20 protein-coding genes are annotated in these 24189 nt (G+C 71.4%); 6 read left to right on the forward strand and 14 right to left on the reverse strand.

Translation table 11 applies throughout. The annotated features are described in order from the left end of the window. The first annotated feature begins 129 nt into the window (after positions 1-129). Positions 130-762 (forward strand): response regulator transcription factor, encoded by a 633-nt coding sequence (locus tag HH310_RS14615; RefSeq protein ID WP_169176053.1) that lies wholly within the window; start codon positions 130-132, stop codon positions 760-762. On the opposite strand, the gene HH310_RS14620 is transcribed toward HH310_RS14615, so the two are convergent. Further along, positions 752-1516, reverse strand: coding sequence for a class I SAM-dependent methyltransferase (locus tag HH310_RS14620; RefSeq protein WP_169176054.1), 765 nt, complete (start codon positions 1514-1516; stop codon positions 752-754). The genes HH310_RS14615 and HH310_RS14620 overlap by 11 nt on opposite strands. Positions 1517-1664: 148 nt before the next feature. Here HH310_RS14620 and HH310_RS14625 point away from each other — a divergent pair, with 148 nt between their 5' ends. Further along, positions 1665-2120 carry a MarR family winged helix-turn-helix transcriptional regulator gene (locus tag HH310_RS14625; RefSeq protein ID WP_169176055.1) on the forward strand — a complete coding sequence of 152 codons (456 nt, stop codon included), beginning with the start codon at positions 1665-1667 and terminating at the stop codon, positions 2118-2120. A gap of 52 nt (positions 2121-2172) precedes the next feature. Here HH310_RS14625 and HH310_RS14630 read toward each other — a convergent pair whose 3' ends face one another. After that, entirely contained in the window at positions 2173-3537 is a 1365-nt protein-coding gene (locus tag HH310_RS14630; RefSeq protein WP_169176056.1) for a pyridoxal-dependent decarboxylase, read from the reverse strand. 201 nt (positions 3538-3738) lie between these two features. On the opposite strand from HH310_RS14630, the gene HH310_RS14635 reads away from it, so the two are divergent. Both HH310_RS14635 and HH310_RS14640 read left to right on the forward strand, forming a co-directional pair. Beyond that, positions 3739-4563, forward strand: a complete 825-nt coding sequence (locus tag HH310_RS14635; protein WP_169176057.1) for an alpha/beta fold hydrolase — start codon at positions 3739-3741, stop codon at positions 4561-4563. A 153-nt stretch (positions 4564-4716) separates the two neighbouring features. Next, on the forward strand, positions 4717-7797 hold the full coding sequence (locus tag HH310_RS14640) for an ExeM/NucH family extracellular endonuclease (RefSeq protein ID WP_169176058.1): 3081 nt from the start codon (positions 4717-4719) through the stop codon (positions 7795-7797). Positions 7798-8360: 563 nt separating this feature from the next. On the opposite strand, the gene HH310_RS14645 is transcribed toward HH310_RS14640, so the two are convergent. From HH310_RS14645 to HH310_RS14690, 9 genes are read right to left on the reverse strand one after another with little or no spacing between them, the layout of a single operon-like run. Continuing rightward, positions 8361-9251 (reverse strand): AraC family transcriptional regulator, encoded by an 891-nt coding sequence (locus tag HH310_RS14645; protein WP_169176059.1) that lies wholly within the window; start codon positions 9249-9251, stop codon positions 8361-8363. 5 nt (positions 9252-9256) lie between these two features. Next, positions 9257-10294: a helix-turn-helix domain-containing protein gene (locus tag HH310_RS14650; protein ID WP_169176060.1), complete on the reverse strand. Its 1038-nt coding sequence runs from the start codon at positions 10292-10294 to the stop codon at positions 9257-9259. Positions 10295-10340: 46 nt separating this feature from the next. Continuing rightward, a complete protein-coding gene (locus HH310_RS14655; protein WP_169176061.1) occupies positions 10341-11783 on the reverse strand; it encodes an aldehyde dehydrogenase (NADP(+)) in 1443 nt (480 codons plus the stop codon). 8 nt (positions 11784-11791) lie between these two features. After that, positions 11792-12793: a proline racemase family protein gene (locus HH310_RS14660; RefSeq protein ID WP_169176062.1), complete on the reverse strand. Its 1002-nt coding sequence runs from the start codon at positions 12791-12793 to the stop codon at positions 11792-11794. Positions 12794-12795: 2 nt separating this feature from the next. After that, complete coding sequence (locus HH310_RS14665; protein WP_169176063.1) at positions 12796-13725, reverse strand: dihydrodipicolinate synthase family protein; 930 nt, start codon at positions 13723-13725, stop codon at positions 12796-12798. Then, complete coding sequence (locus HH310_RS14670; RefSeq protein WP_169176064.1) at positions 13722-15260, reverse strand: NAD(P)/FAD-dependent oxidoreductase; 1539 nt, start codon at positions 15258-15260, stop codon at positions 13722-13724. The genes HH310_RS14665 and HH310_RS14670 overlap by 4 nt, the downstream gene beginning before the upstream one ends. Positions 15261-15265: 5 nt before the next feature. Continuing rightward, positions 15266-15658, reverse strand: coding sequence for a 2Fe-2S iron-sulfur cluster-binding protein (locus tag HH310_RS14675; protein ID WP_312034071.1), 393 nt, complete (start codon positions 15656-15658; stop codon positions 15266-15268). Positions 15659-15670: 12 nt separating this feature from the next. Beyond that, the gene (locus tag HH310_RS43830; protein WP_248293999.1) at positions 15671-17218 is read right to left on the reverse strand and encodes an FAD-binding oxidoreductase; all 1548 of its coding nucleotides are present in this window, start codon (positions 17216-17218) and stop codon (positions 15671-15673) included. After that, on the reverse strand, positions 17218-17895 hold the full coding sequence (locus tag HH310_RS14690; RefSeq protein WP_312034072.1) for a GntR family transcriptional regulator: 678 nt from the start codon (positions 17893-17895) through the stop codon (positions 17218-17220). The genes HH310_RS43830 and HH310_RS14690 overlap by 1 nt, the downstream gene beginning before the upstream one ends. A gap of 107 nt (positions 17896-18002) precedes the next feature. On the opposite strand from HH310_RS14690, the gene HH310_RS14695 reads away from it, so the two are divergent. Then, positions 18003-18533, forward strand: a complete 531-nt coding sequence (locus HH310_RS14695; RefSeq protein ID WP_169176065.1) for an alpha/beta hydrolase — start codon at positions 18003-18005, stop codon at positions 18531-18533. 4 nt (positions 18534-18537) lie between these two features. Then, positions 18538-19629 carry an FAD-dependent monooxygenase gene (locus tag HH310_RS14700; RefSeq protein WP_169176066.1) on the forward strand — a complete coding sequence of 364 codons (1092 nt, stop codon included), beginning with the start codon at positions 18538-18540 and terminating at the stop codon, positions 19627-19629. Here HH310_RS14700 and HH310_RS14705 read toward each other — a convergent pair. From HH310_RS14705 to HH310_RS14715, 3 genes are read right to left on the reverse strand one after another with little or no spacing between them, the layout of a single operon-like run. After that, a complete protein-coding gene (locus HH310_RS14705) occupies positions 19626-21233 on the reverse strand; it encodes a thiamine pyrophosphate-binding protein (RefSeq protein WP_169176067.1) in 1608 nt (535 codons plus the stop codon). The genes HH310_RS14700 and HH310_RS14705 overlap by 4 nt on opposite strands. Next, entirely contained in the window at positions 21230-22003 is a 774-nt protein-coding gene (locus tag HH310_RS14710) for a cyclase family protein (RefSeq protein WP_169176068.1), read from the reverse strand. The genes HH310_RS14705 and HH310_RS14710 overlap by 4 nt, the downstream gene beginning before the upstream one ends. A gap of 57 nt (positions 22004-22060) precedes the next feature. Further along, positions 22061-24055, reverse strand: a complete 1995-nt coding sequence (locus tag HH310_RS14715; protein WP_312034073.1) for a GAF domain-containing protein — start codon at positions 24053-24055, stop codon at positions 22061-22063. Between the last annotated feature and the right edge of the window lie 134 nt (positions 24056-24189).

The raw sequence follows: 24189 nt of genomic DNA on the forward strand, positions 1-24189 counted from the left end.
GGTACCGCCGGCCGGCGAATCGAAGACCCCGGAAGGGGACCCTCCCGGGTAGGACTCGCGTGCCTGGGTTCCGGCCACCGTGCTACGCCGTAGGAGCGGGCGCGAACCCCTGATTCCCTTGTTCCCGAGATGACGAACGCAACGGTCCCGCTCGCCCTGGTGTCGGACAACGCCATCGTCCGCAGCGGCCTCGCGCACGTGCTCGCCTCGGCGCCGGGCGTGCGCGTCGGCGGGTGGGTGGACAGCATCACCGCGTTGCCCGCCGACGACCCGCCCGCGCTGCTCGTGCTCGACCTGTACGCGCAGCGCGCCGCCCGCCTGGCGCCGGACTTCTGGGAGCTGCGGCCGCCGGACAGCCGGATCATCGCGTTGTGCCGGCCGGACGCGCCGCCGAACCTGCCGGTCGCGTTGCGCGGCGGCGTGCGCGCGCTGCTGACCCGCGAGTCGAGCGCGGCCGAGCTGCTGGCGGCGGTCCAGACCGTACGCCACGGGGGTCTGCACGTCGGTGCCGAGCTGCTCGGTGCGTTGCTCAGCCAGATCGCCCCGGAGCCGCGCAAACGCGAGCGGGAGCTGACCGCGCGGGAGGTCGAGACGTTGCGGTGGCTCGCGAGCGGTCTCACCCAGGCGCAGATCGGCGCGCGGATGGGACTCGCCGACGGAACCGTGAGTACGTACGTCAAACGGTTGCGCCTCAAACTCGAGGCCGGCACCAAACCGGAGCTGATCCGCCGTGGGATCGAACTCGGGCACCTCAGCGCGTGACCGGCGCCCGCACCACCGCGTACCGGGCCGGCAGCCGCTGGATCGGCCCGCCCGGCGTCAGCGGCACGCCGTACATCTCGGTGGTGCCGTGCTGCAGGATGCGCCACGGCGGCGACGGGAAGGTGGCGCCGAGGTCGGTCTCGGTGAAGCGTCGCGGCGGGCGCACCCCGGAGCGCACCAGCCGGTCGACCACCCGGGGCAGGCCGGTCAGCCGGGCGCCCTGGGCGTACAGCAGGTCCAGCGGGTCACCGGCGTGGTCGGTCTCGCACAGGTACAGCGAACCGCGGCCGCCGAGCAGGTCCGCGATGTTCGCGGCGGCGGCCCGGCGGGCCGCGTCGTCGAGCAGGTGCAGCACGCCGCGCAGGCGCACGTTCGCGTCGCCCAGTTCGGCGTGCAGGCTCGCGCCCAGTCCGGGTTCGGTGATGTCGGCGACCCGGAAATCGCCCGGGCCGGCGTGCGCGATCGCGGCCGCGGAACCGTCCACTCCCACCACTCGCGGGGACAGCTCGGCGAGGTGGGTGGTGTGCCGGCCGGAACCACAACCCAGATCCACGATCGGCAGACTCAGATCGGCGTACCGGCGCAAGGTCGTGGTCAGCAGCTCGCGCTCGGCCGGCTCGTCGGTCTCCCAGAGGACCTCGCCGTCGCTCCCGATGCCCTGCCAATACCGTTCCCACGCACGGTTCTGGGCGCGCGGCGCACCGAGCGAAAGCCACATCAACCGGGGAATCAGCGTGTATTTGCGCCAGCTCATGGGGTCGAGTAAGCCAGAGACGAACGCCGATGTCACCGGCCGGATGGTCATTTCTCTAACCGGCTAGTTCGAAGTCGAACTTCATCACTTTACACACCGATACAACTGCTGACAATCAAATTCCCACCGAGCGGGTACGCTTTCCCGCGTGACCGCACCCCGATGGCTGACGGACGAGCAGCAGCACACCTGGGCCGGATTCCTGGCTGTGCACACGGCCCTCACCAAGCGGGTCGAACAACAGCTACGCATCGACGCCGGCCTGTCCCACTCGCAGTACGAGGTGCTCGTCCGCCTGTCCGCCGCGCCGGACGGCAAGCTCCGGATGACCGAGCTCGCCGGCGTCGCGCGCACGTCCAAGAGCGGCCTGACCTACCAGGTCGACCAGTTGGAGAGCGCCGGCCTGGTGCGGCGCAGCGCGGCGCCCGGCGACGACCGCGGCTGGTTCGCGGCGCTGACCCCGGCGGGCCGGCGGCTGCTCGACGAGACCGGCCCCGCGCACGCCGAGCTGGTCCGCACCCTGTTCGTCGACGTCCTCACCGAGGCACAGTTCGCCGGCCTGACCGAGGCGATCAAGGCGATCCGGACCGGGCTCAACGTCTGAGCTCGCGATCCGGGCCGGGGCTCAACGTCTGAGCTCGCGATCCGGGCCGGGCTCAACGTCTGAGCTCGCGCAGGATCGCCGCGACCGAGCGGTCCACGTCGTCCTCGTCGGTCGACCAGTTGGTCACCGAGATCCGCATCGCCTGCTCCCCCTGCCACGTGGTGCCGCTGGGCCAGCACGTCCCCTCGGCCTGGACCCGCTCGATGATCGCCGGCGCATCGTCGCGGCCGGGGAAGCCGACCAGGACCTGGTTCAGCGGCACGTCGTTGAGCACCCGGACGCCGTCGGCCGCGGCCAGCCGCTCGGCGAACCGGCGGGCCAGCGCGCAGCTGCGCTCGATCAGCTCGGCGACCCCGTCGCGGCCGAGCGCGCGCAGCGCGGCGTAGACCGGAAAGCCGCGGGCCCGGCGGGACAACTCCGGCACCATGTCCATCGGGTCCCGGACGCCCTCGTCGCCGTGCGCGAGATAGGCCGAGCGCATGCGCAGCGCCGCCCGGTGGGCCCGCTCGTCCGCGACGAAGACCAGACCGCAGTCGTACGGGACGTTGAGCCATTTGTGCGCGTCGGTGGCCCAGGAGTCGGCCCGCTCCGCCCCGGCCAGCAGGTGCCGGCGGGCAGGCGCGGCGGCCGCCCACAGCCCGAACGCGCCGTCCACGTGCACCCACGCGCCGCGCTCCCGGGCCGCGCCGACGATCTCCTCGAACGGGTCGAAGGACCCGGTGTTGATCTCGCCGGCCTGCACGCACACGATGGTCGGCCCGTCGACCGTCACCGCCTCCGGCCGCATCCGGCCGCGCTCGTCGGCCGGCACCGGCACGATCGCGTCGTCGCCGAGCCCGAGCACCCGCACGGCACGGTCGACGGTGCCGTGCCGGTGCTCGCCGACCAGCACCCGCACCGGCGGCGCGCCGCGCAGCCCGCGCGCGCTCACGTCCCAGCCCGCGCGGCGCAGCACCTCGTCGCGGGCCGCGAGCAGCGCCGTCAGGTTCGCCATCTGGCCGCCGGTCACCAGTCCGAAGGAGGCCGCGGCCGGAAGCCCGAACAGCTCCTTCAGCCAGCCGCCGGCCACCTCCTCCACCGCCGCGGCCGCCGGGGTCAGGTGCGCCAGGCCGGCGTTCTGATCCCAGGCCGAGGTGAGCCAGTCGGCGCCGAGCGCGGCCGGCATCGACCCGCCGATCACGAACCCGAAGAACCGGCCGCTGGTGCTGCGGGTCAGTCCGGGCGTCGCCGTCGCGGCCAGCGCGGCCAGCACGCTCCGGGTGTCCGCGCCCTGCTCCGGTAACGGCCCGCCGAGCCGCCGCAGCATCTCCGCGGCGTCCACCCGGGCGCCGACCGGCTGCTCCGGCGTGCCGGCCAGATAATTCAGGGCTTCCCGGTACGCCTCGCCGAGCGCATCGGCCCACTCCACGTTCCGCATGTGCCCGATCCTCCCGCACGTGGAAAGTTTTTTCGCGCAATCCACTGTGCACCTCGCCCTTCGTGGTTGTTTGCGGCGGGGAGCACGTAACCGACGTCACGGGCCTCGCTCTGGTGCGGCACCGGCCGCGATGCGAACGTGAAGCCAGGAGCGCGTCCGGGCGCCTGGGGGCCGGAGCGCGGATCGCAAGAGGGGGAACGCATGCCACGGATCAACTCGAACGACGGTACCGAGATCTACTACAAGGACTGGGGGTCGGGCCAGCCCATCGTGTTCAGCCACGGCTGGCCGCTGTCGTCGGACGACTGGGACACCCAGATGATGTTCTTCCTGCAGCAGGGCTACCGGGTGGTGGCGGCCGACCGCCGCGGCCACGGGCGCTCCGAGCAGGTCGCCGACGGGCACGACATGGATCACTACGCGGACGACCTGGCGGCCGTGGTCAACCATCTCGACCTGCACGACGCCATTCACGTGGGGCACTCGACCGGCGGCGGCGAGGTCACCCGCTACATCGCCCGGCACGGCGAGAGCCGGGTCGCGCGGGCCGTGCTGATCAGCTCGGTTCCGCCGATCATGGTGCAGACCGAGGCAAACCCGGAGGGTCTGCCGAAGAAGGTCTTCGACGACTTCCAGGTACAGGTGGCGAACAACCGGTCCGGGTTCTACCGCGACCTCGCCGCCGGCCCGTTCTACGGGTTCAACCGGCCCGGCGTCGAGGCGTCCGAGGCCATCATCGAGAACTGGTGGCGGCAGGGCATGATGGGCGGCGCGAAGGCCCACTACGACGGGATCGTGGCCTTCTCGCAGACCGACTTCACCGCCGACCTCAAGAAGATCTCGGTCCCGGTGCTGGTCATGCACGGCGACGACGACCAGATCGTGCCGTACGCCGACGCGGGCCCGAAGTCGGCCAAGCTCGTCCAGAACGGGACGCTCAAGACTTATCCGGGCTTCCCGCACGGCATGCCCACCACGCAGCACGACACCATCAACCGTGACCTGCTGGAATGGTTCCGTTCCTGAGACGCACCGACGCAAGGGTGGCCCGTGCCCGCACGGGCCACCCTTCGATTCCGGGAAGCTGTCACATCACGTTCAGATCTCGTCCTCCCTGCAGTGGACGCGGGACGCCTAACGTCCCTTCGTTAATCACTGCTACCTGGGAGGTTCGGGTAAGTGTCCCGTGCCCAATTTCGACGGATAGCCGCCGGTGCGCTGTCACTGTCCACGGTGGGCGTAGCCGCCTCGCTGTTCGCCACCCCGGCGAACGCCAACCCGGCCGGTGACGGCCTGGTCATCAGCGAGGCGTACGTCAACGGTGGATCCATCGGTGCGAGCTTTCTGAACAAATTCATCGAGCTGTTCAACCCGACGTCAAGCGCGATCAACCTGAGCGGCGACTCGCTGCAGTACCGCGCCCCGACCAGCACCGTCGTCCCGAGTGGATCGCAGGTGTTCGCCCTGTCCGGGACGGTGGCCGCGCACGGTCACTTCCTCATCCAGCTGCCCGGCAACGGCGCCGCCTCGAACCCGGGCGCGCCGCTTCCGGCCGCCGACCTGAGCACCGGCGGCAGCGTCAACCCCGGCGCGGGCGGCGGCACATTATTCATCGCCAGCGGCACGTCCGGCGTTCTGCCGACCGACCCCGCGGTCATCGACAAGATCGGCTGGGGCACCAGCAACTCGCCCGAGAAGACCGCGGCGACCGGCAACTCGCTGGTGCTCAGCTACCAGCGCGCGGCGACCGGCGCGGACACCGACGACAACTCCGCGGACTTCACGGTCGCCACGCCCGTCCCGCAGAACGCGGCCGGTGACGGCGGCGTCACCACCGTCACGGTGACCAATCCCGGCACCCAGAACGGCGTGCAGGGAACGGCCGTCGCGCCGGTCACCCTCCGGGCGTCGGGCGGCTCCGGGGCGTACACGTGGCAAGCAAGCGGCCTGCCGACCGGCCTGACCCTCTCGGACGCCGGGGTGATCTCGGGGACGCCGGCGCAGGCCGGCACCTCGACGGTGACCGTCACCGCGACCGACGGCGACGGCGCCACCGGCTCGGCGACCTTCACCTTCCAGGTCTCCGGCCCGGCGCAGGACCTCAGCATCGCGCAGATCCAGGGCACCGACACCGACACCTCCCCGTACGCCGGGCAGACCGTGACCACCGAAGGTGTGGTGACCGCGGCCTACCCGTCCGGCGGCTTCAGCGGCTTCTTCGTCGAGACCCCGGGTCCGGACACCACGCCCGGCGCCTCGGACGGCGTCTTCGTGTTCGGCTCGATCTCGGCCGCCGCGGTGAGCGTCGGCGAGAGCGTCCGGGTCACCGGCAAGGTGTCCGAGTTCCAGGGCGAGACCGAGATCAGCACCCCCACGGTGAGCAAGCTGGACTCCCCGCTGCCGGCCGTCACGCCGCGCACGCTGCCGTGGTCGCAGCTGGACACCGACGCGGAGAAGGAGGCGCACGAGGGCGAGCTGCTCACCCCGCAGGGCGCCTTCACCGTCAGCGACAACTACGACGCCAACTTCTACGGCTCGTTCACGCTCGCGGCCGGCACCACGCCGCTGCGCCAGCCCACCGACGCCGGCAAGGCGGGCAGCCCCGCCGCCGTCGCCACGACCGCGGACAACGCCGCGCGGATGGTCACGCTGGACGACGGGTCGAGCACCAACTTCTCGACCGCCGCGAACAGCGCGACGCCGCTGCCGTGGCTGACCACCACCAACCCGGTGAGCGTCGGCGCCACGGTGAGCTTCCACCAGCCGGTGGTGCTCGACTACCGGTTCTCGCTGTGGAACTTCCAGCCGCGCGCCCAGGTCGCCGACGACGGTGCGGCGGTCGCGACGTTCAGCGACCGGCGTTCGGCCAACGAGCACCCGGACACGCTGAGCGGCACCAAGCTGGCGACGTTCAACGTGGAGAACTACTTCCCGATGACCGGCGAGCGGTACGTGTCCGCCGGGCTCGGCACCTGCTCGTACTACAACGACCGCGCGGGTAACCACATCGCGGTCAACACCTGCACGGGTGCCGACGGCCACGCCCCGGGCCCGCGCGGCGCCGCGGACGCGACCTCGTTCGCCCGTCAGCAGTCGAAGATCGTCACCGGCATCAACCGGCTCGACGCGAGTGTCGTGTCGCTCGAGGAGATCGAGAACTCGGCGTGGTTCGGCGAGCCGCGCGACACCGCGCTCTCCGGGCTGGTGGACGCGCTGAACACGGCCGCCGGTGCCAAGGTCTGGGCGTACGTGCCGTCGCCCGCGGCCTCGGCGCTGCCGCCGCTGGATCACCAGGACGTGATCCGGACGGCGTTCATCTACAAGCCGGCCGACATCACCCCCGTCGGGGTGTCCGCCGTGCTGACCACCTCGTCGGACGACGGCGAGCCGTTCTCCATCGCCCGCGAGCCGCTGGCGCAGGGCTTCAAGAAGGCCGGGGCGGCCGACTCGGACGCGTTCCTGGTCGTGGCCAACCACTGGAAGTCGAAGGGTGCGGGCGCGCCGCTCTACCCCGGCGACGAGGAGGACACGTCCTCGCCGGCCGTGGACCAGGGCGCCTACAACGCCACCCGGGTGCGTGAGGCGCAGGACACCATGGCGTTCGCCTCGCAGTCCGCGGCGGCCCTCGGCACGAACCGCATCTTCCTGGTGGGCGACTTCAACTCGTACACCCACGAGGACCCCATGGAGACCCTGTACGCCGGTGGCTACACCGACCTGGGCAGCAAGTACCGCACGTCGGAGTGGACGTACTCGTTCAACAGCCTGGAGGGTTCGCTCGACCACGTGCTGGCGAACGGTCCCGCCCTGGCGATGGCGACGGGTGCCGACATCTGGCAGATCAACGCCCAGGAAGCGGTGGCGTACGCGTACAGCCGCTACAACTACAACGCGACGCTGCTGTTCAACGGCGCCGACCCGTTCGCGGCCTCCGACCACGACCCGGTGCTGGTGGGCCTGACCCTGCCGTCGACCCCGGCGTGGTCCGCCACGAAGATCTACAACACCGGCGACGTGGTCTCCTACCAGGGCGGCACGTGGCGCGCCCTGTGGTGGACCCAGAACCAGAAGCCGGGCGACCCGTACGGCGCGTGGGAGCAGCTCGCCACCGCCCCGGACGGCACCACCCTGTGGACGGCGTCGCGCATCTTCAACACCGGCGACGTGGTCTCCTACCAGGGCAAGAGGTACGTGGCCCAGTGGTGGACCCGCAACCAGGCCCCGGGCGACCCGTGGGGCCCCTGGAAGCCGGCCGCCTAGTGAGGTTTGAGGTCGCCTCCGGCACCCACCGGGGGCGGCCTCGCCGTCAGCTCAACAGCTCCACGGCCTCGTGAGTCGCTGTGGCGATCCGTTTGCGGCCGGGTGGTCCCGCTATGTGGACACCGCGGTCACATCGTGGATTTTTGTGAACCTTGGAAAGTTGCGCCCACATACGAGCCATAACTCTCCAAGGTTCACATTCGGCCGGAGAAAGCTGCCGGGCGAAAGCCTCGTTACGTGACAAAAGTATTCTCTACAATGGACGTTTATCCCACATTGCGGACGGTGGGTCCATGATGCGGGCGCGGGTCTCAGCAGGCGGTCGCCCGTCTCACGGAATGGAAGCGCCGCGCGGCCGCGCGCCAAGCTTGCCTGTCCGGCGGCCCAGCCGATCGGAAAAATATCACGAAATGTCGGATATGTGGGGATAGGCGGGGGCTCGCGGACGGACGGCGATCAGATCGCTGACGTACGCGCCGGCGAACGGGCTGTTGACATATCGTTTAAATCGGGAAAAAGCGGAGGGCGCCGCTTTGATGGCCATCCGCGGTAGCGCCTGGGCCTCAGCGGCTGGTGCGGAGCGCGGACGGGGACGTGCCGTAGCGGGCCTGGAACAGCCTGGTGAAGTGGGCCTGGCTGGGGAAGCCCCAGTGGGCCGCCACCGCCGCGATGCTCCGGTGGCGGAACATCGGGTCGGTCAGCTCGCGGTGCGCCCCCTCCAGCCGCCGCAGGCGGATGAACTCGGTGACCGTGTACGGCTCGTTCTCGAACAGGCGGTGCAGCGTTCGCGGCGCCAGGTGCACGGCGGCGGCGACCCGGGCGTGGGTCAGGTCCGGGTCGGTCAGGTGCGTGCGGGCGTACCCGAGAACCTGGGAACGCAGAGCGTCAGCCGCCATGTCGTACTGGGGCAGCTCGGTCGCGCCGACGGTGCCGGCGATCAGGTGCAGGGCCGCTTCGCCGACCCGGTCGGCCGCGGCGCCGCGCATGGCCGGGCCCTGGCGGATGGCGGCCGAGACGAAGCCGGAGAGCACGGCTCCCGGGCCGGCGTCGATCCGGATGGGGCGGCTCATCACGTTCCGCAGGACCTGGCGTGGCACGGCGAGCGCCGCGCCGTCCACCGCCAGCACGACGCAGCTCCAGGGGTGTTCCAGCAGCACGTCGACCCGGTCCGCCGCGTCGTGGATCGCCATCGAGCCCGGCTCCAGCGGAAGCCGTTCGCCGTGCAGGTCGAGGACGCCGCTGCCGTCGACCGGGATGCAGATCCGCACGATTCCCTTGGGTTGGCGCCGGGCCGCCGGAGCGTTGAAGCGGAGTACCTGCGGCGACCCGCTGAGCCGGTACGCGGACAGCGATCCGAGCGCGGTGCGCCGCAGGGTGCCGATCGGTGCCCGGTCACCGATCGGGTCCGGGACCAGCCAGCCGAGCGCGGTGCCGATGTCGGCAGACCATGTCATACCTGCTACGACGCGTACTCAGGCCCTGAGTTCACTTTTTGAGGCCGCCTCCGGTTCTGCTCGGAGGCGGCCTCCCCCGTGTCCTCACTCGTGCCGAACGGTAGTGCGGTCAGGGCGTTCGATTTTGCCTGTTCGCGCCGCGTGGTTTGCCCGAGCGCGCCGCGTCGCAGCGAGGACGGCGCTACCCCGTACCGGGCCTGGAAAGCCCTGGTGAAGTGGGCTTGGCTGGCAAATCCCCAGCGGGCGGCGATGCCCGCGACGGTGAGATGGCGCAGCCGCGGGTCGGCCAGCTCACCGTGGGCCGCGGCCAGCCGCCGCAGCCGGACGTACTCGGTGACGGTGTGAGCTTCGTCCTCGAACAGGCGATGCAGGGTGCGCGGCGCCATGTGGTGGGCGGCGGCGATCCGGGAGTGGGTCAGGCCGGGATCGGTCAAGTGGGCACGAACGTAACCAAGCACCCGGATCCGCTGGGCGTCCGCCGCCGCGTCGGTCTCCGGCGGCTCGCTCGCGCCGAGCAGACCGGCGATGAGATACAGCCCGGCCTCGCCGATCGGTCCGGCCGCCGTGCTCATCGGCCCCGCGCCGGCGCGGATCACGGCCGACAGGTAGCCCGCCAGGACGCCGCCCGGGCCGTCGTCGAGCGGGTATGTGCGGCGCAGCGACCGCCGCAGGACTTCCCGCGGCAGCGGAAGGGCGTCGCGTTCGACGGTGAGCACCATGGTCCGCCACGACCCTTTCAGCACCACGTCGAACGGGCGCCCGGCCTCGGAGACCAGCAGCTGACCGGGCATCACGCGCACCTGGGAGTCGTTCTGGCAGACGATGCCGTAGCCGTCCAGCACGACGGAGATCCGCAGCAGATCCGCGGGTTCCTGCCGGGCCGAGCGGGCGCTGCGCCGTAACGACTGTGGCGTGCCGCTCAACCGGTACGCCTGCAACGGCCCGAGCACCGTGCGCGCCAGCGTGCCCGACGGAGAGCCGTCCCCGACCGTGCCCGGCACCAGACGGCCGAATTCCCGCAGCGCCTCCGACCAATCACACATGGCAGTAAGACGTATCGGAGGAGCCGAGGTTCAGATGGATCTCCCGCTAGCCGACGGCCTCGCCCCACCGCGCGGAGAGCCCGGCCGCGGATAGCGTCTGGGGCACCCCCCACGGGTTGTCGTCGCGCAGCGGCTCCGGCAGCAGCGCCGGCGGGCAGTCCTGATACGTGACCGGGCGCAGGAAGCGGGCGATCGCCGCCGTGCCGACCGAGGTCGTCGTCGGGTTGGTGGTGGCCGGGAAGGGCCCGCCGTGCTGCATCGCGGGCGTCACCGCGACGCCGGTGGGCCAGCCGTTGAACAGCAGCCGCCCGGTGCGCTCGCGCAGCACCTCGACGACATCGCGCAGCCACGGCGAGTCCTCGTCCTGTCCGATGTGGACGCCAGCGGCCAGCGAGCCCTCCACGAGCACCTCGAGGTCCTCGGCCAGGCCCTCCGACGGGTCGTATCGCACCACTATGGACAGTGGCCCGAACGCCTCGGCCAGCAACGTGTCCCGGTGCCGGGCCAGATTCGCGAGGTCCGTCTCGACCAGGGTGGGTGCGGCGCCGCCATCATCCAGGGTTCCTTCGAGCAGCACCCGTACGCCTGGGGTACCGAGCACCTCCGTACGGCGGCGCGAGTACCCACCGACGATGCCCGGATGCAGCAGTGGCTGCGAGCCGATCCCGGCGAACGCCTCCCGCGGGTCGAACGAGCCCGGCACGAACAGCAGTCCCGGTTTCGTGCACAGCTGACCGGCCGAACCGGTGACGCTGGCGGCGTACCCGGCCGCGATCTGCGACGCGCGCTCGGCCGCCGCGGCCTCCGTTATCACGACCGGGTTGAGGCTGCCGAGCTCGCCGTAGAACGGGATCGGCCGCGGGCGCTCGGCCGCGATCCGCGCCAGGATCTGCCCGGCCTGCAACGAGCCGGTGAAGCTGGCCGCGGCGATCCGGTCGTCGCGCAGCGCCTCGACGCCCTCGTCCTGGCCGTGGATCAGCCCCAGGACGTCCGCGGGCATCCCGGATGCGACCAGTGCGCCACGCATGATGTCGGCGGTCATGTCGGAGAGCTTCGGGTGGCCGGGGTGCGCCTTCACCAGCACCGGGCATCCCGCCGCCAGCGCCGACGCGGTGTCGCCGCCGGCCACCGAGAAGGCGAACGGGAAGTTGCTGGCGGCGAAGTTCAGCACCGGTCCGAGGGGCACCAGGTAACGGCGTAGATCGGGACGTGGGCCGAGGACGAAGTCCGGGTCGGCGGGGTCGAGGCGTACGTCCAAAAACGCACCCGCGGCCGCGACCTCAGCGAAAAGCCGGAGCTGCACGGTGGTTCGTCGCAGTTCGCCGCACAGCCGTCCCTCGGCCAGGCCGGTCTCCGCCTGCGCTTGCGGGACCAGCTCGCCGGCCGCGTCGTCCAGCGCGTCGGCGATCGCCACCAGCGCGCGCCCCCGCCGGCGTGGTTCGGCCGATCCCCACGCCGGGGCGAGGGCCGCGATGCTTTCTAGACTCATGAGAATCCTCAGAACTGGAAACCGGTCGGGTACGGGTCGGTGGGGTCCAGCATGTACTGGCCGAGGCCGGTGACCCAGGCGCGGCCGGTGATGGCGGGCACGACCGCGGGCAGCCCGGCAACGGTGGTCTCGCCCAGCAGCCGCCCGGTGAAGCGGCTGCCGATGAACGACTCGTTGACGAATTCGTCGCCGATCGCGAGCGCGCCGCGCGCCCAGAGCTCGGCCATCCGCGCGGACGTGCCGGTGCCGCAAGGCGACCGGTCGAACCAGCCGGGATGAATGGCCATCGCGTGCCGGGAATGGCGGGCCGTCGAGCCCGGCGCGATGAACTCGACGTGATGGCAGTGGTCCACGCCGTCGATCTCCGGATGCTTGGGCGGGTCCTGGTCGTTGATGGCCCGCATGATGGCCAGACCAGCGTCGACGATGTCGCGCTGGCGCGCCCGGTCGAACGGCAGCCGCACCGCGTCCAGGTCGACCATGGCGTAGAAGTTGCCGCCGAACGCGAGGCTGTACGGCACCGTCCCCAGGCCCGGCACGTCGATCTCGTGGTCCAGCCGGTCGCAGTAGGCCGGCACGTTCTCCAGCGTCACCGCGTCCGCGTGCCCGTCGCTGACCTGAACGGTCGCCACCACCAGGCCGGCCGGGGTGTCCAGCCGGATCGTGGTCACCGGCTCGGTCACCACGACCATGCCAGTTTCGACCAGCACCGTGGCGACCCCGATGGTGCCGTGGCCGCACATCGGTAACAGGCCGGACACTTCGATGTAGACGACGCCGAAATCCGCGTCCGGGCGGGTGGCCGGCTGCAGGATCGCGCCGCTCATCGCCGCATGGCCGCGGGGCTCGTTCATCAGCAGTTCCCGTACGCCGTCGAGATGCTCCATGAAGTACAGGCGCTTCTCGTTCATCGTGCTGCCGGGGATCGTCCCGATGCCGCCGGTGATGACGCGGGTGGGCATGCCTTCGGTGTGCGAGTCCACCGCGGAGTAGAGCCGGGATGCGCGCATGGTCAGGCCGCCGCGGTCTCGTACTTCTCGAGGGCGTCGATCGCCCGTTGCGTCTCGGCCCGCACCCGCCGTTCGTTCTCGGCGCTGAGCGGTCCGCGCGGCGGCCGGCAGGGTCCGCCGTACCGCCCCACCATGTCCATGCTGAGCTTGATGGCCTGCACGAACTCGGTCCGCGAATCCCAGCGGAACACCGGCACGAGATTCTGGTACAGCTCGCGGGCGGTGTTGTAGTCACCCTCGTGCATGAGCTCGTAGAGGCGGACCGACTCGGCCGGGAACGCGTTCGGGAAGCCGGCGAACCAGCCGACCGCGCCGTCGATCATCAGCTCGAACAGGACGTCGTCGGCGCCGGCCACCACGTCGATGTCACACCGCTCGCGGATCTCGAACAGCCGGCGCACGTCGCCGCTGAACTCCTTGACGGCGACCACGTTGTCGATCTGGGCGATCTCGGCCACCAGCGAGGGGACTAGATCCACCTTCGTGTCGTACGGGTTGTTGTAAATCATCATCGGCAGCCCGGCCCCGGCGATCCGCCGGTAATGCTCGACGACCTCGCGGTCGCTGGCCCGGTACATGGTGGGCGGCAGCGCGAGCACGCCGTCGGCCCCGTCCTCGGCGGCCAGGTCGGCCCAGTGCCGCGCCTGATGCCAGCCCGGACCGTGCACCCCCGCGACGACGACCCCACGCCCGTCGACCGCCTCCACGGCGACCTGCACGACGCGGCGGCGCTCCTCGTCGGTCAGCGACGAATACTCACCGAGCGATCCGTTGGGTCCCACGCCGCGGCAGCCGTTGCGGATCAGCCAGTCGCAGTGCTCGGCGTACCGGTCGTAGTCGACAGCGAGTCCCGCCGGGGCGTTGCGGTCCTCGCGATAAGGGAGGGCGGCGGCCACGATGACGCCGCGCAGGTCTTGGGTGTTCCGGCTCATGGCGACCCTTCTTCGTGTGGTGTGGCTTCGTGTGGTGTGGCTTCGTGTTGTGCGGCCAGCTCGCCGAGGCGCACCAGGGCCGCGATGGGCCGTGTCTGGGTGCGTCCGGGGTCGAGCAGGCCACCGGTGGCCTGGGTGAGGAGCTCTTCGACGGTGCGCCCACAGACGCGGCCTTGGCAGACGCCGAGGCCGGCCCGCGTGCTGAGCTTGAGGGACCGCAGTCCACGGGACTCGGTCTCGCGGGCGGCCCGGGTCAGGTCGCCGAGGGTGACTTCTTCGCAGCGGCAGACGACGGTGTCCGGGGTGAGCCAGGAGGTCCAGCCGGGGCGGATGCCGTGCGCGTTCTCGAGGCGCCGGGGGAAGGGGCTGGTTTGTTCGCCGGTGGGTGCCGGGCCTTCGCGGCCGTTGCCGCGGCCTTGCGGCGCGCCGGTGTTTCCAGCGCTCGCGGTGATCCCTACGCCGGTGATCGCCGGGGCGGCGGTTCGAGCGCTCGCGGCGCCTTCGGCAGGGCGCCCGGCGGCGGCTGTTCCGGCGATCGCGCCCTCGGTCAGGGCGAGGCCGGCACCGCCGATGCCGGTGATCTCACCGGCCGCGAAGACGCCGTCGACGCTGGTGCGGCCGTTCGCGTCGATGGCGACGGTGCCGTCGCTCCGCAGGCGGCATCCGGCGGCGACGGCGAGCTCCGTACGCGGGATGAAGCCGTGACTGACACAGACGGCGTCGACCTCGATCTGTTTCTCTGTCCCGGAAATGGGCGCCCATTGTGGATCTAATCGAGCGACGGTGACGGCTTCGACGCGGTCGGTGCCGTGCGCCGCGATGACGGCGGTGGCGGTGCGGTAGGGCACGCGGTAGCGGGCCAGATCCTTCACATACCCGGCGAGTTCCGCCCCTTTACGCCACGACGCGGCGAGTTCGGCGGGCTTGGCGGTCCAGGCACGGCCGAGGCGTCCCCAGCCGTTCGCCTCCAGTACGCCCCGAACCCGCGCCCCGGTCCGCACCAGGCTGGTGGCGACGGGCAGCAGGAACGGCCCCGCTCCCGCCACGAGCACGTCACCACCGACGGCGATCCGTTCCGCTTTCGCGAGCGCTTGAGCCGCACCGGCGGTGAAGACACCCGGCAGTTCCCACCCCGGGAAGGGAAGCGTGCGCTCGGAGGCCCCGGTGGCGAGCACCAGCGCCCACGCCCGGAAGGTCAGTTGCCGTCGCCCGCCCCCGTCCGCGGCCCCGACGAGAACGTGCACGTCCGGCGCCCCGTCATCGCGCCGCTCGACCAGCCAGACCTGCGCGTTGACCAGCACCTCACAGCCCGGGTCGGCGTCAAGCCGCCGGCGGAGCGCCGCAAACCGCCGCCAGCCGTGGTGCAGCTTGGCTTCCCGCCCCGCCGGCCGCTGAGGCGGAAGGTGCCGCCAGTATTGCCCACCGACATCATCGGCCGCGTCCAGCAGCGTGACCGAGGCCCCGCCCCGCCGCGCGGCCAGCGCCGCCGCAAGCCCCGCCGGTCCAGCCCCCACCACAAGCACGTCACGTGTCATATATTTCATGCGCCGCCCCCGCCGTCAGGCGCGCTGGTCCGTGGCGAGGGCGTCCCGGCCGGCAGGCAGGCCGGCCGGGTCATGCTGGAAATTTCGTCCTTTGTCGTGATGACGTCGCCGTCTGCGGCGCGCCGCTGGCATGCCCGGACATCGCTCAAGCCGTTGACGGTCAGCAGGCAGTCGTAGCAGACGCCTATTCCACAGAAGACTCCGCGGGGACGGCCGCGCCGGGTCGTGCGCCAGCTGGCCCGGCCCGTGCTCAACAGAACGCCGGCGATGGTCTGGCCGGCCAAGCCGGAAACCGGGAGCCCGTCAACGTGGACGGTGATCGCCGTGGTCGCGCCGGGCTCGACTGGGTCATCGGACGGTGCCAAGCGGTGCGGTCCGGTCGCCCTCACGCCAGTAGTATGTCACACATCGCTGACGATGAAAGGGCGAAGACTCGGCCGATCAACGGCGAACGGTGTGGCCGGCACATGCGTGGTCCGCCCGTACAGGAGATCGACGATCAGCTCCGCGGTCGCCATCGACAGCACGATCCCCGCGCCCTCGTGGCCGGTCGCATGCCACAGGCCGGGCAGCCGCGGGTCCGGGCCGATCACCGGCAGATGATCGGGCACGAAGGGGCGGAACCCGCCGTACGCCCGCATCACCGCGACATCCGCCAGGAACGGGAACAGCGCGGCGGCCTTGGCCGCGATCGCGGCCAGCACACGCGCCTCGATCCGCTCGTCAAACCCGCGCCGCTCCCGCGACGATCCGATGAGAACGGTCCCGCCCGCCGTCGACTCGATCACGCTGGACGTCTGCAGCGCGGCGTCGTCCGAGCCGACGGCACCGACGTAGTCCGCGTCGTAGACCTTGTGCCGAATCCGGCCCGGCATAGGCGTGGTGACCAGCAACGTCCCACGCCGCGGCCGCACCGGCAGAAGCACCCCGAGACGCCGCGCCACCTCCGCCGACCAGGGCCCGGCAGCCACGACGACATGGTCCGCCGCGAAGTCGCCGGCCGTCGTCCGCACACCAACCAGCCGATCACCGCCGCCCAGCCCGGCACCGCCCGCCAGCCCGGCACCGCCGCCCAGCCCAGCACCGCCGCCCAGCCCAGCACCGCCCGCCAGCCCAGCATCGCCGCCCAGCCCAGCACCGCCAACCGGCCCGTCAGCACCATCCAGCAAGCCGCCGCCCAGTCGGTTGCCGCCAGCCGGCCCACCAGGACCAACCAGCAAGCCACCCCCGCCGAGCCCGGCGCCACCAGCCAGTCGACTGGCTCGGCTGAGCCCGTCGGCGCCGCTCGTCCCACCGACGCTACGCAGCGCTTCATCGCCCGCACGTGGACGCCCCCGCGACGACCGATCCCGGCCATAAAGCGGACCAAGCACCTCGACGCCCTGATACACCCTCGCTCCCCCACGCCGCGCCGACGCGAGCAACGCCTCGGTCGCGATCGCGGGCTGCACCTGGGAATCCTGCGGGTAATATATCGCTGCGGTAATCGCGCGGGTCAGATCCGGTTCAAGGCTCGCTGCCGTCCCCGCATCGACCGGCACCGCCTCGACCCCGGCCGCGCGCTGCCCGGCCGCGAAGACCCGCAACGCTTCCGCGCCCTCGTCGGTCGTGGCGACCACGAGACCGCCCTTGGCCTCGAACTCGATGCCCGGAAACGATGGCCCCAGCTCATCCGGCAGATCCCGCCAGAGCGACAGCGAGCGCTGCGCCAGCACCAACTCCGCGCCCGGCCCTTTGTCCGACACCAGCAGATTGCCCTCGCCTGCCGCCGACGTCCCACCGGCCGACGCCGAGCGGTCCAGCACCGTGACCTTCGCACCGGCCTTGACCAGCTCCCGCGCCACCGCCGCACCCACGATCCCGGCCCCGACGACCACCACCTCAAGATCGCCCGCAGGCGGCGACGAGATCAAAGACCCCGGCGATCCGGGATCCCCATGTCCCGCCATCAGCGCTCGCTCTTCTCGGGCCGGCCGCTCCACCAGCCGGTGACATGTGCGATGTGATGCACCATCAGTTCCTCGGCGGCCGCCGGTTTGTTGTCGGCGAGCAGGTCCAGCAGCGTGTGGTGCTCGGCCGACGACCGGGCCAGCTCGGGCGTGCCGAGCATCCCGGCGAGCCCGACCAACCGGCTCTGCTGACGCAGGTCCCCGACCAGCGTGACCAGCCGGTCGTTGCCGGTCAAGCTCAGCAGATGCAGGTGGAAGTCGGTGTCCGCGATCAGGTAGGTGCGCAGGTCGGACGCGGCGGCGCCGGTCACGATCGCGTCCGCCTCGAGCCGCAGCGCGGCCAGCTCCGGCTCGTCGATCCGGCCGGCGAGCTGGCGCATCGGCGGCGCCTCCAGCCATTGCCGGATCTGCACGATCTCCTCCAGGTCGCGCCGGTTCACGTGGGTGACCCGGAACCCTTTGTTGCGCGCGATCGAGACAAGCCCGCGCCGCTCGAGGTTGAGCAGCGCCTCGCGGACCGGCGTGACCGACACGTCGAACGACACGGCCAGCGACGGCGCGGTCAGCATGGTCCCGGGTGGGATCTCCCCGGTGACGATGGCCGTCGACACCGCCTCTTCGACGAGCTGGCGAAAGTTTCCCCCCGCATGCAGCGGCCCGATGACCGGAAGCTTCACGCGCCACCCTCCCTCAGTAATATGTCACATCCTACAGGCGGCGGGCGCTACGGCACCGGACGAAAACGGGGCTGAATACCGCGGCCCGACGACGTAACGTTCGAGGCATGCATCGACGGGCGATCATCTTTCACGGGACCAACGCCAGCCCCGACGTGGCGTGGTACCCCTGGCTCGCCGAGCGCCTCGCGGCCCGCGGGCTGGTGGTGGAGCTGCCACACTACCCCGGCCTCAACGCCGAGCCGATCGCCTCCTTCGCGCCCAAGGTGCTGGCCGGGCACACGTTCGACGAGAGCACCGTCCTGGTTGGTCATTCCGGCGGCGCCGCCCTGATCCTGGCCCTCCTCGAGCACGTCACGGTCGACCAGGCGATCCTCGTCGCCGGCTATTGCACCCGCCCGAACACGAACGACGAACCCGTCCTGAAGCAAAGCTACGACTGGGCGGCCATCAAATCCCACGTACGCGACATCACCTTCATCAATTCGCGCCACGACCCGTACGGCTGCGACGAACACCAGGGCCGCGCCATGTTCGACCGTCTCGGCGGCACACAAATAGTCCGCGACGACGGCCACTTCGGCGACTACGACCAGGTGTACGACGATTTTCCCCTGGTGGACCACCTGATCGGATGAGGCGATGAAGCGGATAGCCATCGTGGGTGCCGGCATCGGCGGCCTCACCGCGGCGATCGCGCTCGCCCGCCAGAACGTCGAGTGTGTCGTCTTCGAGCGCCACGCGACCCTGCCCGACGACGCCACCGGCATCGAGATCTCCCCTAACGCCGCCGCCGAGTTGCACGCGCTGGGCGTGGCGTTCGAAGACGACGCGGTGCGTCCCCACGGCCGCGAGATCCGCCGCTGGCGCGACAACTCCACGCTGGCCCGCACCGACCTTTCCCGGTACGCCGCGCCGTATTACACGGTCCGCCGGGGCGCTCTGATCGCGGCTTTGAAAAGCGCTTCCCCGGTACGCTTCGGCCGCCGTTGCGTGGCCATCCGCAACGACCCGGCCGGCGTCGTTCTCGGGTTCGACGACGGCACGATAACCCGCGCCGACGCCGTGGTGGGCGCCGACGGCCTGCACTCGGCGGTCCGCGGCGTCTTCTCCCGCGAACTACCCCGCTACAGCGGTTTCGTGGCCTCCCACACCGTCATGCCGATGGACGCCGCCCGCCCGCTGGCCGCCCCCGACCGCGTCCTGACCTGGCTGGGCCCGAAGCGGCACTGCCTGGCCTACCCGATCGACGGCGGCCGCCGCCTGACCCTCGTGGTGGTCGAGCCGCAAGCGACACCGACCGCCCAGAACCCGCCGCGCGACTCGCTGACGAACTTCCTCGGCTGGCATCCGGCCGTCCGTGGTCTGCTGGGCCTGGCCGGCCGGCTGCACCGACGTGCCCTCTACGACCGTCCGCCGTTGCAGCACTGGCAGCACCACCGGGCCGTGCTGATCGGCGACGCCGCCCACCCGATGCTGCCGTTCCTCGCCCAGGGCGCCGCCCAGGCCATCGAGGACGCCGCCACCCTGGCCCGGTGCCTGACCGCTCCGGACCCGTTCGCCCGCTACGAGGAGCTGCGCCGCCCGCGGCTGGCCCGCATCGCCGAAGCCACCCGCGCCGCCCTCCGCACGTTCCACTTCCCGGACGGCGAAGACCAGCGTCGCCGCGACCGCGCCATGGCCGCGTCTCCCCCGGATGCCCTGGACTGGCTTTACGCCCACCGGCCGGGTTAGTGCCCGCGGAACGCCTCCTCCAGCCACCACGACGGACGCTGCCCGGCCACCTTGAGGTCGACGACCATCGGCACGTCGCGCGGCCCGGCCACCCACTGCTCCACCGATGCCAAATCCTCTCGACGGCGCACGGTCGCGGCCGCACAGCCGTGGCCCCGGGCGATCGCCGCGATGTCCGTCGACGGGAAAACCACAGTGGACAACGGATGTCCGCCGGGCCCGAAGTGGTGCACCTCGGCCCCGTACGCGTCGTCGTTGTAGACCAGGATCAGCATGCCGAGGCCCAACCGGCGCACGGTGTCCAGCTCGGAAATCCCCATCAGGAAGCCACCGTCGCCGCAGGCCGCCACCGGCAGCCGGTCCGGCATCGCGAAGGCGGCACCGATCGCGCTCGCCAAGCCCAGCCCGATCGACTGGAACGCCTGGGTGAACGAGAACCCGCGATGGTCCGGCACCGACAGGAACATCGACGGGTAGCCCATGAAATTCCCGGAGTCGACCGCGACGACCCGCTCGGACGGAAGGATGTCGTCCACCGCGATCGTCGCGGTGCGCGCGTCGATGTGCGAGCCGTCCCCCTCGTCCTCGTACGCCACGTCGCGCCAGCGGCCGGAGGTGGAGAGCTCGAGGCGTACGGGATCGCTTCTATAGCCTTGTTTTTCGGCAACTGTGACCGCGGCCGCCGTTTCCGCGACGTCGCCGGCGATGCTCAGGTCGACCCGGTGGTGGGCGCCGAACGCGGACGGATCGAGGTCGACCTGCACGACCGTGGCCGACCGGTCGACGAGCCCACCGTGCCGGGTGGTCCACATGTTCAGCGACGCACCCCAGGCCACCACGACGTCGGCCGCCCGGATGAGCGAGGCCGCGAGCGGTGTGGCGAAGCCGCCGGACACGTCGAGGTTCCACGGATCCCCCGTGAACAGCCCTTTGGCCGCCGCCGAGGTCGCGAGCAGCGCCCCGCATCGCTCGGCCAGCGCCGACAATTCGGCCCGGGCGCCGAGAGCGCCCCGGCCGGCGATGAACACCGGCCGCTCCGCCTGGTCCAGCACCGCGTTCAGCTCCACTATGGACGACTCGGAGACGGACCGCGGCACCGGCGGGAACGACGGTGTCACCATTTCCCCGGCCGGCATCGCCTGGATGTCGAGCGGCAGATTGACCAGCACGGTGCGCCGTTCGCTGACCGCAAGATGCCACGCCCGCGCCACGTCCGCCGCCTCGTGCACGCGCACGCTGGAAGCGCCGACAGCGTGCGCGAGAGCCCCCTGGTCGATCCGGAAGTTCGAGCGCGGCGCGGTGGCTTCCGCGGCGAGCACCAGCATCGGCGTACGGCTCTTGGCCGCCTCGGTGATGCCGGTCATCGCATTCGTCAGGCCCGGCCCTTGATGCACGGTGACGATCCCGGGACGCCCACTGATTCTCGCGTACGCGTCGGCGGCCGTCGCCGCCCCGCCCTCGTGCCGGCAGGCGACAAACTTGACGCCGTGCTTGACGAGCGCGTTGGTGACGTGGAAATTGCCGCTGCCGACCACCCCGAACACGTGCTCGGCGCCGAGCGCGGCCAGCGTCGCACCGACCGCCTCGGCAACCGACCCGGTCATCGTTCGACCAGCGCCAGTACGCGGGTGGGGCTGCCCGAGCCGCCGACGATGGGCAGCGGACCGGCGACCACGACCGCGCCGGTGGCGGGCAGGCGGCGCAGGTTCTGTAACTGGGTGAGGCCGTACTTGCCGGCTCCCAGCACGAAGGAGTGGCACGGGAACGGCGGGTCGAACGAGTGCGCGGTGCCCGCGTCGGTGCCGACGGTCTCCACGCCGACGCCGATGATCGGGGCCTCCTCGGCGAGCCAGCGCGCGGCCGCGACCGAGATGCCGGGCGTGTGCGGGCCGGTCTCGTCGGCGTTCAGGAACGCCTCCTGGCTCTGCGACCTGGCGTCCCATCCGGTACGCACGAGCAACCACCCGCCGTCCGGCAACGCACCGTATTTGGCCTCCCACTCCTTGAGGTCGTCGACCTCGAGGAGGAAGTCGGGGTTGTCGGCGACGCGATCCGAGACGTCGATGACCGCGGCCGGCGCGATGAGCTGCCGCGCCGGGATCTGCGACACGTCGGCGCCGTCCTTCGCCGTCACCCAGTGCACCGGCGCGTCCAGGTGGGTGCCGGTGTGCTCGCCGGTGTGGATGTTGTTCCAATACCAGGCCGGCCCGCGGTCGTCGTACCGGCTGATCTCTTCGAGGCTGAACGGCACGGTGTCGGCGAACGGCGAGGGCAGCTTGAGGATCGGCGTCGTGCTGGACAGCGGCGCGGTGAGGTCGACAACCTCGATCGAGCCGCTGCCGATTCCGGACACCAGGGCCTGCAACGTGCTCATCGGACCTCCACTGTGCGCTCGCTCACCATGACAGCGAACAGCGTACGACCGTACGCCTCAAGTTCGTATCGGGATCTTGCAAGTGACCGTGGTCCCACCGCCGGCCGGGCTGTGCACGTTGAAGGTGCCGCCCAGCGCCTGGATCCGGTCGGTCAGGCCGAGCAGCCCGGTGCCGCGTTCCGGGTCGGCGCCGCCCATCCCGTCGTCGCGGACCTGCAGCCACAGCACGCCGTCGGTCACCTCGGCCTCGACGTCGACGCTCGAGGCGCCGGCGTGCTTGACCGCGTTGTTGAGCATCTCCGAGACCACGAAGTAGGCGCCGACCTCGACCGCCTGCGGCAGCCGCCCGTCGAACCGCACGTCCACCTTCACCGGCGCGGTCGAGCGCCGCCCGAGCGCGCGCAACGCGGGCCGCAGACCGGAGTCGGACAGCACCGCCGGGTGGATGCCCCGGGACATCTCGCGCAGCTCGTCGATGACCGTCATGAGGTCCTGGGCGACGCCCGCCACCTCGCCGTCCCTCTGCGCCGGTGCCGTCCGCAGCCGCAGCGCCAGCGCGACCAGGCTCTGCTGGATGCCGTCGTGCAGGTCCCGCTCGATCCGGCGGCGTGCCTCGTCGGACGCGGCCACGATCCGGGCCCGCGACTTGGTCAGCTCGGCCCGGCTCTGTGCGTCCGCCACCGCGGTCGCCACCAGGTCGGTGAACTCGGTCATCCGCACCTCGACGTCGGGCGGCAACGCCCCGAACCCGGGTCCGGTGCCGATCACGATCACGCCCCACAGCCGTCCGCTGACGTGGATCGGCACCCCGACCCCGGCTGCCAGCCCGACCGTCTGCACCAGGTTGCCGGGCAGGGCGCCGTAGTCGTCGACGCGGGCCGGCCGTCCGGTCCGCAACACCTGCTCGACCACCCCCTCGGCCGGCCGGCTGTCCCAGATCCCGCCGATCTCGGCCGTCGGCCCGTTCTCGCCCTGGCTGGCCAGCAGCGTGATCGTGCCGTTCAACTCGAAGCGCAGCAATCGGGCGCTGCCGCCCTCGCCGAAATGACGCAGCACCTCCTTGATGACCGCGGCGAACACCTGCTCCGGGGCCTCGCCGCGGGCGATGAGCAACGCGAGGCGCCGCAGCGACGCCTGCATGTCGGCGAGCCGGCGCAGTTGCTCGTCGGTCTCGGTGTTCGCGATCGCGATGGCGGCGAGCTCGAAGAAGTCGGCGATGCGGGACTCGACGCCGGGCTGGAAGTCACCGAAGGTGGCGACGACCGACACCCCCCATGTCCGGGAGCCCACCTTGATCGGCGTGGCGATCCCGGTGTTCAGGCCCAGCCGCACGGTGATGCCGCCGAACGGCCCGATGTTCAGGCCCTCGCCGGACAGCGACGCCGCCCGGCCGGTGTCGACCGCCGAGCGCATCATCATGCCGGGGATCAGCGTGACCCGCGTGCCGATCGGCGTCGTCATGGTTACCCGCCCGTAGGAGCCGACGATCGTCACCCACGGGTCCGGACCGCGGGGCGGCTCGGCGTCCGGGTCGTCCAGCCGGGCCACGAAGCTGGAGTCGGCGCCGAGCAGCCGTGCGAGCTCGTCGGCGATCGCCGCGAACACCTCGGCGGGTGCGGCCCCGCCGGCCACCAGCGTGGCGACGCGTCGCAGCGCGGCCTGCTCGTCGGCCAGATCACCGCGGGCACGCTCGGACGCCACCACGTTGCGCGCTACCGTCGTGGCGATCACCCCGACACTGACCGCCATCGCGAGCAGAAGGCCGAGCACGGTGAAGGTGGAGGTGTCGAACTCCCCGCGCAACGGCGGCAGGAAATACCAGTCGTACGCCTCGATGACCACGACGCCGACGGGCAGCGCGTAGAGGATCCCGGCCGTGCGAGCGACCCCGAGCACGAGCGCCAGCAGGGCGAGCCCGAGCACGAGGTCGGGCACGTGAGCGCGGCGCGCGGCGACACAGACACCGCTCGCGGCCGCGAACGCCACGGCCCCCGTCAGAACGGACAAGAACACCTCGGCCGGCAGCGGGATCCGTCGAGATCTCAGTTGCACGCGGTCGAGGTTCCCACCACCCACCGCGCAGAGGTCCCGAGCGGCGGCACAGGTGTGGAAGATCACCACCGGACGATCGCATCGTGACGGTACGCCGCGGTGCGAACCTCCCTCGACGCATCGATCTGCGACCA

It is taken from the genome of Actinoplanes sp. TBRC 11911 (assembly GCF_012933445.1).
Taxonomy (GTDB): domain Bacteria; phylum Actinomycetota; class Actinomycetes; order Mycobacteriales; family Micromonosporaceae; genus Actinoplanes.

Coding starts and splice junctions, on each gene's coding strand:
- HH310_RS14615 (WP_169176053.1), top strand. CDS start 130: ATGACGAACGCAACGGTCCCGCTCGCCCTGGTGTCGGACAACGCCATC.
- HH310_RS14620 (WP_169176054.1), bottom strand. CDS start 1,516: ATGAGCTGGCGCAAATACACGCTGATTCCCCGGTTGATGTGGCTTTCG.
- HH310_RS14630 (WP_169176056.1), bottom strand. CDS start 3,537: ATGCGGAACGTGGAGTGGGCCGATGCGCTCGGCGAGGCGTACCGGGAA.
- HH310_RS14635 (WP_169176057.1), top strand. CDS start 3,739: ATGCCACGGATCAACTCGAACGACGGTACCGAGATCTACTACAAGGAC.
- HH310_RS14645 (WP_169176059.1), bottom strand. CDS start 9,251: ATGACATGGTCTGCCGACATCGGCACCGCGCTCGGCTGGCTGGTCCCG.
- HH310_RS14650 (WP_169176060.1), bottom strand. CDS start 10,294: ATGTGTGATTGGTCGGAGGCGCTGCGGGAATTCGGCCGTCTGGTGCCG.
- HH310_RS14655 (WP_169176061.1), bottom strand. CDS start 11,783: ATGAGTCTAGAAAGCATCGCGGCCCTCGCCCCGGCGTGGGGATCGGCC.
- HH310_RS14660 (WP_169176062.1), bottom strand. CDS start 12,793: ATGCGCGCATCCCGGCTCTACTCCGCGGTGGACTCGCACACCGAAGGC.
- HH310_RS14665 (WP_169176063.1), bottom strand. CDS start 13,725: ATGAGCCGGAACACCCAAGACCTGCGCGGCGTCATCGTGGCCGCCGCC.
- HH310_RS14670 (WP_169176064.1), bottom strand. CDS start 15,260: ATGACACGTGACGTGCTTGTGGTGGGGGCTGGACCGGCGGGGCTTGCG.
- HH310_RS43830 (WP_248293999.1), bottom strand. CDS start 17,218: ATGGCGGGACATGGGGATCCCGGATCGCCGGGGTCTTTGATCTCGTCG.
- HH310_RS14695 (WP_169176065.1), top strand. CDS start 18,003: ATGCATCGACGGGCGATCATCTTTCACGGGACCAACGCCAGCCCCGAC.
- HH310_RS14700 (WP_169176066.1), top strand. CDS start 18,538: ATGAAGCGGATAGCCATCGTGGGTGCCGGCATCGGCGGCCTCACCGCG.
- HH310_RS14705 (WP_169176067.1), bottom strand. CDS start 21,233: ATGACCGGGTCGGTTGCCGAGGCGGTCGGTGCGACGCTGGCCGCGCTC.
- HH310_RS14710 (WP_169176068.1), bottom strand. CDS start 22,003: ATGAGCACGTTGCAGGCCCTGGTGTCCGGAATCGGCAGCGGCTCGATC.